The sequence below is a fragment of the Ohtaekwangia sp. genome (assembly GCF_036568665.1).
GTDB lineage: Bacteria > Bacteroidota > Bacteroidia > Cytophagales > Cyclobacteriaceae > Ohtaekwangia.
On record NZ_DATCSD010000128.1, the window covers coordinates 1 to 11863 of the forward strand.

Genomic DNA, 11863 nt, shown 5'->3' on the forward strand with positions numbered 1-11863 from the left:
TGCTACTGTATCGCCATAGTGTATAATAGCGGGATACGAAAACTCATCGCCCTCCTGCCCTACTTCCAAATCTTTGATCACCGGCCATGTTTTACCATTGTCGTATGATATAGCCATCGATACAGGTCGTCTTGCGCCCCAGTTCTTTCCATCGCGATTGTATATCAACACCAATGTGCCGTTATCCAGTTTCGTCAGATCAATGCCGCTGTTGGGATTGGGTAAATTTGTCTTATATACAGGCGACCATGTCTTCCCATAGTCTTTCGAATCACTTCGGCAGATAACACCGGCAGAGCTGCGCAGCAGCATGTGGACTTTACCGGGTGATGATTCCCACAATGTCGGCTGAATGATCCCTTCACCCGGAATAGAATCGCGATTCAACTCCAGAAACGGTGTCGCTTTCCACGTCTTGCCATCATCTTCACTGCGATCGACAAACGCATTCCATATACCTTTCAATTCATTGGATGCAGGTGCCAGCCATGTTCCGTTTGATAGCACCAACACTTTATTTCTTACCGGCCCGCGACCGCCTTTATCGCCCGGCACCAGCTCCTTTGCCTGCGACCATGTTGCACCATTGTCGCGCGAGATCATATACCATGTCTCCCAAACATCTATAGGCTTGCCTACTTTGAAATATAGTATAATAGCACCGGAAGAAAGTCGCTGCAGCACCGGGTTCCAATGCGGCTCCTCACGAAGCTTGGCAACTTCTATAGGAGCCGACCACTGTCCGGGTTTACCTTTGGAGAGCCATATACCTACATCATCATGCTTCTCGTGAGTGCCACCAAACCATGCCACCAGAAATTTACCATCACCCGTGCGCACGAGCGTAGAGGCATGGCATTGTGGAAAAGGACGATTGTCGCCAAACACAAAATCTTCTTCCAGCATCGTTATCTGATTTTGTTGTGATTTAGTTTGCGCTACAGCAATTTGGTTGGAAGCACCGGCCAGTATCAGTATACCGGCCAGTATAGTTTTGCATTTCAATATACACTTCGACATTCGTTGGTCGTTAATCGTTATTAGTTATCCGTTATCGTTAACCGTAAAGAGTACAAAGTACTTTCGGACTTTCCGTCTCCCGGTATTTATACTTCATCATTCGTTGATCGGTGTTCCTTGTTCGATATTCAATTTCCTACAGACGAAATGCAAAATATGTTCCCACAGAATTCACAGATTAACACAGAAGATACACAAAGTATATCAATGCTGTCCTTCGGGTATATATTCGAGCACGGGAGTAGCAGTTGTCTTCAGAACGGTTGGTGGTGAATCGTTTTGTTGTTCGAAGATGATGATCTCATTTTTGCCTTTCTTCAGCCAGCATCCGGGCACATAGAGTGTTTGCTGTGGACCGATCTTCCAATAGCGGCCTATATTATTGCCGTTTACAAATACAATTCCTTTACCCCACCCTTGCATATCCAGGAAAGTATCTCCGGGTTGGTCGATCTCCACAGTGGCCGAATAGAAGACGGGAACACCCTGCACTTTTTTGTTACTGTTCTTCGACAGATCGGGTACGCGTTCAAAAGGAACTTTATACATCTTCCATCCACCGGTAATCTCGAAATCGTTGATCGTTACCGGAGAAATTATACCCTTTGTGCTGTTCACAATATCCGCCCCGTAGTTAATGCGTCCCATGTTTTCTACCAGTATATCCAGCCTGCCGTTGAAAGGTATATCCACCTCTAATGTATAAGTATTCGACTGGCGATTCAGTTCACCAGCTTTCTTCCCGTTAATATATACCAAAGCATAGTCGCGAAGACCGTTTATCTGCAACATTCCCTGGATAGGTTGATTGAAGTTCTTGCTGTATAAAACATAGCCATGTCCCTGTCCTAAATCTTCAAACGAAAGCGGAGTATCGCTGGTAACAGGCTTCACGCTGTTTTTCCATTCGAAGAAATCTACCGATTTAGTCAATGCTATATCGGGCAGTGTGATTACCGGTATCTTCTGTGGAATTTCAGGTATGGTATATTTCACATACTTCTTCATCAGGTCGCGCAGCGCAGTATATTTAGACGTTACCCAGCCGGCTTCGCTGATCGGTGCATCGTAATCGTAACTGGTTATATCGGGCTGAATATTGTGTTCATCATTATAGTTGGCACCCGAGGTAAATCCGAAGTTGGTGCCGCCATGCACCATATAAAAATTGAAATGTATACCGTTCTGCAAATACTTCTCCGTCTGTTTGGCTATATCTTCCGCACCTATACGTGTGAATGGCTCGCCCCAATGATCAAGCCAGCCCGGATAAAACTCGGCCACCATATAGGGACCTTTGTCCTGGTGATATTTATTTACTGCCTTCTTCAGGTTATCAACATTCCCTTCGCCATTGGCGGTGGGTAATATACCGGGCAGTGAACCACCATCGAATAACCAGGTACCATCAGAAGTAAAGAACGGTCCGTCAAAGCCCGCCTCCACTAACATCTTTTGTATAGCCTGGTTATACTGACGATGATCCGCCAAGGCTATATCTTTTCGTTGCGATACATACGAACCAAATTCATTCTCTACCTGCACCAATAGTATAGGGCCACCTTTACTCACCTGCAGGTGTTTTACTTCTGCTGCGAGTTTACTGATATATACTTTGCACGAATCGAGGAATGGTTTATTGTTAGCGCGAATTACCAGGTCTTTATTCTTTGTTAACCACCACGGATAGCCACCAAACTCCCACTCGGCACACGCATACGGCCCGGGACGAAGTATAACATTCAGTCCTTCTTCCTGTGCGGTAGTAATAAAGGCAGCGAGATCGCGGTTACCGGTTTTAAAGTCCCATACGCCCGGTGCTATATTATGGTAGTTCCAGAACACATACGTGGCAATCGTGTTAAGCCCCATCGCTTTCACCATGCGCAGCCTGTGCCGCCAATACTCTTTGGGAATGCGCGCATAGTGCATCTCTCCGGAGTATATCTGCATGGACGTTCCATCGTATATAAATTGACCGTCCTTTACTTCGAAGGTATGTGTTTTCTTTTGAGCGGTTATGCTCAGCGATATACATACCATCAACACTACACCGATCCACTTCACAGCCTTGTTCATCTTTCTCGTTGCTTAATTAATATACCTCGACAGCTGAAATCAGCGGACACGCTTTTGATGCTGTGATGGTTACACGCAGCTTGTCCGTTTCAACCGGCTCCGTTTTGAGAATACGCTTATACCCGATCGTAGTAGCTTCTGCTATTTTTTGCCAGGCGTTATCTTTCCACGCTTCTACTGTAAATGATTTTACACGCTGGCCAAGCTTGATATACTCCTGCAGCACTATATATTTTACCGGGTGCACTCCACCCAGCTCAATCTCCATGCTACCCGTGGTAACATGATCGTCTGTAGCCCAGTAAGTATCTTTGTTGCCATCCGTTACGTTCGATGCCGCATAGGCATCTGCTTCACCACGATAGGATGTAGCCGTAACTTTTGCTTTTGCCGCCAGGTTATTACCGAACGTTGTGTTCAGCAATTCGCGCCAGCCTTTCAATGCCTTTACATCATTCTCATGAATCACACCGCGCTTGTCGGGAGGAACATTGAGTAATAAAGTGGAACCACGGCCTACGGATGTCATATATATATCGAATAACTGCTCCGGAGTTTTCACTAACGAATCTTCCTTCGCATGATAAAACCATCCCGGACGAATCGATACATCTACTTCTGCCGGTATCCAGTGTGTTCCGTTTTCATTGCCTGTGCCCAACAGATTTTCTATACCGCCTTTTCCTGCATAAAGTGTATCCGGCGTAATGGAGTTCCAGTTTGTTTCGCCTGCTATACCACGCTCGTTACCAACCCAACGCACACCAGGCCCTGCATCGCTAAAGAAAATTACATTCGGCTCTATCTCGCGCACCATGTTCAGTGTAGTAGGCCAATCATAATAAGTAGCTCCGTTTATCTTTCGTGTTTCTTTCTTGCCACCATAATAACCATCGCCACCATTGGCACCATCGAACCACATTTCAAACACAGGTCCGTAAGCATGAAACAACTCTGTTAACTGATTGCGATAATAGGTTACATATTCAGGCGAACCATAGTCAGCACGATTTCTATCCCATGGAGAAAGATAGATACCGAACTTCAATCCATTTTTTCTACACGATTCCGATACCAGCTTTACTATATCTCCTTTATAGGGACTGTTCTTAACCGAGTGCTCGGTATATTGTGATGGCCACAAGCAAAAACCATCGTGATGCTTGCAGGTGAGTATAACACCTTTGAACCCGGCATCTTTTAAAGTCGTGATCCACTGGTCAACATGGAGATCAGTCGGATTGAATACGGATGGTTGTTCATCACCATAGCCCCACTCTTTATCGGTAAAGGTGTTGGTAGTAAAATGCACAAAGGCATTTTGTTCCATTTCGTGCCAGGCAAGTTGTGCTTCACTGGGCACAGGCATAATCGCCTGCGGTGGTGTTACTTCTTTCTTCGCGCACGACAGCAGGAAGAAAAATGCAACGAGGGTGTAAATGGTTTTCTTCATATTCTTTACTTCTTTTAGCATAGGCATACCGGTAGAAACGATGAGTCTACAATATTATACTCTCCGCCCGTAATTTTTAAATACCACCGATAGGAAAAATAGCTGCGGGCTTTGAGTCGTGAGCCGCGAGATGCAGGAAAGAGCCGCTGGCTACAGGCTGCCAGCATTTCGGAAATGCGTGAGTGTGATGAGTGTGTGTTGTGTGCGCACGTTAGCAAGAGGGTTATAGGGGTATATCTAAGAACAGGTCTCTCACAACACAACCTTAAACTTTGAACCCTGAACTACCGACTTTAAACTTTGAACATTAAACTTTAAACCTTGAACTTCAAACTAACGACTCTCCAACGCCTTAAAGAATGCCTCTTCATAACTCGTACCCACAGGAATTTCTTCTCCTGCTACGGTGATGATCTTGTTACGAATATTTTGGATGCGACTGAACGCCACGATATAGGAACGATGCACGCGGACGAATGCCTGTGGCGGAAGTTTCTCCAGCATTACTTTCAGCGTCATGCGGGCAACAACAGGCTTTTGATTTTGTAAGTGAATGCGCAGGTAATCATCGAGTCCTTCAACAAACAAGATATCGGCCATGTTGATCTTTACCAGACTATAATCGGCACGAATAAAAAGGTATTGTTGTTCAGGCTTTGCTTTCTGGTGTATATGCTGATGATACTCGTCTGCTTTATTTACAGCCTGCAAAAAGCGCTCGAAGGTAAAAGGTTTGAGCAGGTAATCGATCGCGCTGAGGTTAAAGCCTTCTACTGCATATTCGGTATAGGCTGTAGTAAAGATCACCATCGTGTTTTGTTCTATCTCTTTATATAACTCAATGCCGGTAAGCGAGGGCATGTTGATATCGAGAAATAAAAGATCCACCGGAAATTTACTGATATACTTCAGCGCTTCGTTCGGTTTGTTGAATGACTTCTCCAGCGAAACAAACTCTACCCGCTGACAAAAATTTTCAATCACCTGCAAGGCGAGCGTTTCATCATCAATGGCTATAGCTTTTATCATTTCAGTCGTATGGTCAGTAAAACAGAAAAATCTTCCTTTGCATCGGTGATGCTGAGTATATGCCGATCAGGATATAGTAACTGCAGCCGGTTGCGTGTGTTCTCTATACCCAGCCCGCTCCTCTCTTCGTCTTTCCGAACTACTACTTTCTTGTTATATACTTCCAACCGCAGTTCGTGGTTATCCACTTCTATCGAAACTTTGATCTTCGAAATTTCTTCTGCATTGATGCCATGTTTGAAAGCGTTTTCTACAAAAGGTATGAGTATCAGGGGAGCGATTCGTTTCGCCCCGGAGCTGCCATCTACAAAGAATAGCAGTTGAATGGCATCACCGAAACGTAATTGCTGTAGCTCTATATAATTACGAATATAATTAAGTTCTTTCTCAAGTGATACAAAATCGCGACTGGATTCACTCACCACATAGCGCATCATGGACGAAAGCTTTACGATGGCCGAGGGCGTATGATCTGACTTCTGAATAGAGAGCGAGTAAATACTGTTGAGTGTATTAAAAAGAAAATGCGGATTGATCTGCGCCTTGAGATACGATAGCTCTGCGTTGAGCTTTTCCTGCTCGGCCTGCTTCCAGCGATTACTGATCTTGAGCGTTAGTGATACAAATGTGACAACCGAAAAGCGGAAGAAATTATGACCGAACTCCATCAGGATTGAATTATCATCTCCGGGAGGACGTGGAAATTGTGGATCGACCGGCAGATCGGGATGACCGGGAATAAACAGGAAAGGTACCAGCGTGGTAACAAGAAAACATACAAATGCCAACAGAAAAAACAAGGTATATTTCCCTTTGAAGTAAAACTCACTGACGAGCACAGCGCTCAGGTAGAAATACCCGATCAGCAAAACACATGCGATCAACTCGCGCTTCAGGAAATGCGGAATGCCATGACTTGAAAATGCAGGGCCGGGAGAAAACACCAGGGGCAGGATCAGAAAGAGCGCCCACCCTATAATATGAATAGCAATATTCCGGCTTCTGGTCATGTGCTAAATGATTCAATTGCCGTGATGTTGTCACGACCTTGTTGGTGTATACAGTACAGCTTGGTATATACCGTAATAAAAACGACAGCAAGGTAAAGACAAAACAGTGTCGCGAAAATTTATGCGGCAATAAGGTTAAATGTGTCGGTCTTTGAAATTACTGCACACATATCTCGCTGCTTGTACCGAAATCAATTTACAAAAAAAGCTCTCCACAATGGGAGAGCTTCTGTTATTTCCAGCCACCGCAGCCCTTGTTTATTGCTGGTATGAAAACGCCAATGCCGGGTATGTACTATATTTCTTTATGAAGGCTGATGGTACGTATACGATCACTTTATCGCCTTGCTTCTTCCATTTTACTGAAGCGCCCGTGCTGAGCAATTTCATGGTAGCACCCTTGGCAGGTATATTACCCGTCCACTCCACAGTGGCTGGTATAGCTTTACCTTCCGTCAGTCGCACAATGGCATAGGTCTCTTTGTTCTTGCCCGTGGTAAAATACGTATCGCTTGCCTGGTCGTAATATTGATCGGCTGTGCGGGTGCTATAGATAGCAGCTCCGTTCTGTTGCAACCATTGGCCTACAGCTTTTAACCGGTCTATCTGTTCCTGGCTAAAGGTACCATCGGGGCTTGGGCCAACGCCCAACAGCAGGCTTCCTCCTTTTGCTACAACTTCTACTAATGTATGAATGACTCTTGTACCCGATTTGAATTTATCGCCCGCCACATAGCCCCATGCTCCTCCCAGTGTAATGCAACTCTCCCATGGATGATCCAGTTTATCTTTCGGTATAGATTGCTCCGGTGTCTGGTAATTTTCATAAGGTCCGTGAACTGTACGATCTACTACCAGTATACCGGGCTGCGCAGTACGCGCCATCGATGCTATGCGCGGCATATCTATATCCTGACCTGACTCTGGTATAGCAGCACCCCACGCTCTTACTTCATCGGTTACCGTTTCGAGCGGACGAACCCAGCCACCATCCAGCCAGAGTATATCTATCTTTCCATAGTCGTGTACTAATTCACTGATCTGGTTATACGTGAATTGCTTGTACTGATTCCATCGCCACGGATTTTTACGGATATCATAATTTACATTTCTGTCAGCCGTGGCATAGCGTGGCCACCAGTAATATTCCGAATGCCAATCTGGTTTAGAGTAATACGCACCGATCATCATGTTCTGCTTGCGAAAAGCTTCGAACACATACCTGGCAACATTGGCACGCGGGTTAGAACCAAACGGACCGTTGGTGATTTTGAAATCAGTCTGCTTGGTATCGAACATATTGAAGCCATCGTGATGTTTGGTAGTAAATACCAGGTAACGCATGCCGGCATCTTTCGCAGCTTGTGCCCATTGCTCCGGATTAAAATTTACCGGGTTGAATTGCTTGCTCAATCCCCAATACCACTTTTTATAATCATCATAGGTAATGGTGCTGTCGCGATTGATCCAGCTCTCCGAGCAAAGCTCCCACGACTCGATGATACCCGGCACGGCATACAATCCCCAATGGATGATCATACCAAATTTCTGATCACGCCATGTTTCCAGTTTTTCTTTTACCAGCGGATCGCTTGGCCATTCGTATGTAGTGGATTGCTGATGGATATTTCCCTGTGCAGAGGCAATGCCTGCGTTACACAGGATGCCGATGCTTAATGTACCGAACACCAGGATCTTTTTCATAATGTTATTTGCGTTCATAGATGATGAATCTCTATCCACAGCCTGCTGTTACAAAGCTTGTGAATCTTTATGAGAAACGGCAAGGCTCGCAAAATCTACTACCCTCTTAAATAAAAAAACTGCACCCCGTGTAAGGAGATGCAGTTTTCAGGAGGGATTAAAGTTCTGGTTCTTACTCGATCATGATGCGCTTGTACATCGTCTCGTCCTTCGCATCGAGTATCAGGAAGTAGATACCCGATGGAAGATATTGTAGTCCTGTTTGTAATGTAAAGGTCGATCGATCCGTTAATGTTTCCTGTAATACTTTCTTACCCGATGTGCTGATCAACCGCAGGCGTCCGTTCACGGCTTCTGAAAATTCCAGTTGCACGGTAAATGATCCGCTGTTCGGGTTCGGGTATATATCGAAGCGCTGTACCAGTCGTGCACCTTGTCTTCCACCGGCATCCGGTGTTCCTTCAAGTATCGTAATGCTCTTCGTATAGTTATCGATACATTCACCGAGGTGTGTATTCAATACTACCTCATAATCTCCCGGAGACTCAAAGATCACTTCGGCATATACATCGTCTTGTGTAATTACTTTTGCTGCTGCCGGTAACGACCAGTCGATCGTTTCTGGCACGGGCCAGCTCACATCAATCAACACCACGGTATCACCAGCGTTTGCTTCGGCTGCCATCAGGAAGTCTGCTTTCAACAGATCGTTTGAGGTTGATAACACGAAACTATCACTCGCCTCACAGCCGTTATGACTCACTACTTTCAGTGTATACTTTGCAGGAATAGTGAGTATAACTTCCCTGTTTGCATTTGAATATCCGGCATCCGATGTCCAGAGATACGTAGCATCATCCTCTTGTGCTTTTACGGTCAGCTTTTGTCCGACACAAATTGTACGGTCGCCACCGGCATCTACGGTAAACACCGGAGGGTCGGGCAATACTATATCCTGAACAAGTTGACAGTTCTTCGTATCAGTAATCGTGATCTGATAGGTACCGGCCTTGAGATTGCTCAGCGATGTACCGGTGCTTCCGGTCGACCACAAATAACTATATCCACCAGCATTACCGCCCGATGCTACTATCGCTATATCACCATCGGCATTACCCGTGCAGAGTGGAATAGTGTTGGTATAATCCACTGCAAGTGCAGCCGGAAAATCTACCTGGAACACTTGCTTGCCCCGACAACCTTTCGAGTCGAATACTTCTACCCAGTGTTCACCGCCTGTAACATTCGCGATGCTGGTAGTTGTTTCCTGCGTATCCCATTGTATACTATAGGGAGGAAGACCCTGGCTCACCGATATACCTATCTCGCCATCGTTGCTTTGAAAACAGGTAAGCCCCTTGAGCAACTGTTGCGTGATCTTGGGACCATCGGAGTCGTTGATGATCACCGCTATATTGGTCGTACATCCGTTACCATCGAGCGTTATCGCTTTGTAATCGCCACTGGCCAGATCGGTAATTGCGCTACCTGATCCAATCGTTGTGCTGGTCGCATCCTGCCAGCTATACTGGTAACTACCCGCACCGCCAGTCGCGAGTACTTCTGCACTACCATTGGCAGCACCGCAGGATGTATCAATCTTCTTATCCAGCGACAATACCAGTAATGGAGGTTCTGTCAACGTATGGTCTACTGTGTTGCTCGCGCAGCCGTTGGCATCGCGCATATATATAGTATATCCCTGTGCTTTCAGGCCGGTGAACAGATCTTCATTCTGCCACGTAGTGCCGTTCAATGAATATTCATAGTAACCAACACCACCGGTAGCAACACCCTGCACTTCTCCGTTCGAGCCGCTATAGCATGATATATTTTTAAAGGTACCTAATGCCAACGCTACAGCTGTAGGCTCTGTTACCGCTATACTTAATGAAGATGCCTGGCAACCATGCGCATCGGTTACGTGCACATCATAATTACCGGGAGAAAGTCCGGTTACATCTTCCTGCACACTGGTGGTAGACCATGCATAAGTAAAGGGTGCCGTTCCTCCTAACACGGTAAGATCAATCGAGCCATCCGTTGAACCTTTACAGGATACACCAAAGCCCGAGTGATTCTGCACTGCAGGCTGCAACGTAAGCACTGCCGGCTGTTGAAAATCATAGTCAAAACTTTTCAAACAGCCTTTGGAATCGGTGATCTCTACGCTATATAAATTATCAACAAGACCTGCTATATCTTCTGTTGTTTCATTGGTAGACCACTTGAAAGTATAGGGGCCGGTACCACCACCCGGTGTGAGATTCAAGGCACCATCATTGTCGCCATTACAACTGATCGGATGTGCTATAGCAAACGTACCGGTAATAGCAGGACGTGCCGGAAGGAAATATGCTCTTGTTACTTTACATCCCGCTGCATCCTGGGTATACAACGTATAATTTTTGGAAGCCAGCCCGGTAAATTGAATCGTGGCTGCTTCCGCAGTATAGGTATTGTCATCGATAGAATAAGTATGCGTTCCTGTACCACCGGTTGAAGGTGCCAGACTGATCACACCATCTAACTTCTCCGGGCAACTTTGTGGCGTATTGCTGATGGTTGAAAATGTTATAGCCGAAGGCTGATCAAGCGTTACTGTCGAGACATCTTTCACGCACAGATTCTTGTCGCGAATCTTTACCACATACGATTTTGCCGACAGTCCTGTAAATTCCGGATCGGCCTGATACGAAGCACCTCCGTTTACTGAATATTCCAGCGGAGCAGTTCCGCCTGTACCTCCTGTAACTTTCAATGAACCGGTAGGCACACCGTTGCAGGTAAGGTCAACTTTATCGACACCCGTAAAGGCGAGGTCTGTTGGTTGCGTCAGTGTAAACGGATCGAGTTGCTTCTTACAACTGTTGGCATCCGTAACAACAATAGTATAGGCTATATTCGCACTCAGTGCATTGATAGCCGGTGTGCGATCAGCGCCCGTTGCTGTAACTGTATTACCATTGAGCGTATAGCTGAACGGAGCTGTTCCATAATTTACCTGCAAGGTAACGTAACCATTATTGCCATTATAGCAGGCAGGATCTTTCAGTGTTCCGAAATCGGCAGAGAGTGCTTCTGCCGCTGGCGTTTGCGACAGCACTACATCAGCTATCGCTGCATCGGGATCACAGCCGTTGCTGTCTTTTACTTTTACTGTATAGGTGTTCGCGGCCAGGTTGGTAAACGTTGGTGGCGAGCTTACATCCGGAGTTTTATCCACACCATTGATGGTATAGGTATACGAGCCTGAGCCTCCGGAAACATTAAATGAAATCTGACCACTGGTTCCTCCATAGCAGACTATATTATACCCACTGGCGTTGGGTGCATTGGGAGAAGCCGTTGCTGTAAATGTACCCGGTGGACCGACTTCATAGAAAACAGACTGCGTACACGGGTTGTTTGCCACTCCCTGACTCTCGACTTTGATCTGATATATACCCGTTGACAGATTATCAAATGTTACGGCTGCCGTACCTGGGCCCGTTTTGTTATAAGTAGCAGTACCGGGACAATACTCTGTTCCGTTATAGGTTATACGAACGGCCGCAGGGCAATCTAC

Annotated in this window: 7 protein-coding genes; all 7 read right to left on the reverse strand. The window is 45.9% G+C overall.

What is annotated here, in order from left to right; genetic code table 11:
- On the reverse strand, positions 1-1020 hold a 1020-nt coding region (locus VIN08_RS06725), incomplete at its 3' end, for a sialidase family protein (protein ID WP_331962122.1).
- 204 nt (positions 1021-1224) lie between these two features.
- Positions 1225-3099, reverse strand: coding sequence for a beta-galactosidase family protein (locus VIN08_RS06730; protein ID WP_331962125.1), 1875 nt, complete (start codon positions 3097-3099; stop codon positions 1225-1227).
- Between the two features lie 16 nt (positions 3100-3115).
- Complete coding sequence (locus VIN08_RS06735) at positions 3116-4552, reverse strand: alpha-L-fucosidase (RefSeq protein WP_331962128.1); 1437 nt, start codon at positions 4550-4552, stop codon at positions 3116-3118.
- Positions 4553-4885: 333 nt separating this feature from the next.
- Complete coding sequence (locus VIN08_RS06740; protein ID WP_331962131.1) at positions 4886-5581, reverse strand: LytTR family DNA-binding domain-containing protein; 696 nt, start codon at positions 5579-5581, stop codon at positions 4886-4888.
- Positions 5578-6591, reverse strand: a complete 1014-nt coding sequence (locus VIN08_RS06745) for a sensor histidine kinase (protein ID WP_331962134.1) — start codon at positions 6589-6591, stop codon at positions 5578-5580. Before VIN08_RS06745 ends, VIN08_RS06740 begins: the two co-directional genes overlap by 4 nt.
- A 258-nt stretch (positions 6592-6849) precedes the next feature.
- The gene (locus VIN08_RS06750; RefSeq protein ID WP_331962137.1) at positions 6850-8295 is read right to left on the reverse strand and encodes an alpha-L-fucosidase; all 1446 of its coding nucleotides are present in this window, start codon (positions 8293-8295) and stop codon (positions 6850-6852) included.
- A 172-nt stretch (positions 8296-8467) separates the two neighbouring features.
- The coding region (locus tag VIN08_RS06755) for a T9SS type A sorting domain-containing protein (RefSeq protein WP_331962140.1) at positions 8468-11863 on the reverse strand (3396 nt) is incomplete at its 5' end.

Bases quoted from the DNA above. Each gene is read 5' to 3' on its own strand.
- VIN08_RS06730 (WP_331962125.1), bottom strand. From the start codon at position 3,099: ATGAACAAGGCTGTGAAGTGGATCGGTGTAGTGTTGATGGTATGTATA.
- VIN08_RS06735 (WP_331962128.1), bottom strand. From the start codon at position 4,552: ATGAAGAAAACCATTTACACCCTCGTTGCATTTTTCTTCCTGCTGTCG.
- VIN08_RS06740 (WP_331962131.1), bottom strand. From the start codon at position 5,581: ATGATAAAAGCTATAGCCATTGATGATGAAACGCTCGCCTTGCAGGTG.
- VIN08_RS06745 (WP_331962134.1), bottom strand. From the start codon at position 6,591: ATGACCAGAAGCCGGAATATTGCTATTCATATTATAGGGTGGGCGCTC.
- VIN08_RS06750 (WP_331962137.1), bottom strand. From the start codon at position 8,295: ATGAAAAAGATCCTGGTGTTCGGTACATTAAGCATCGGCATCCTGTGT.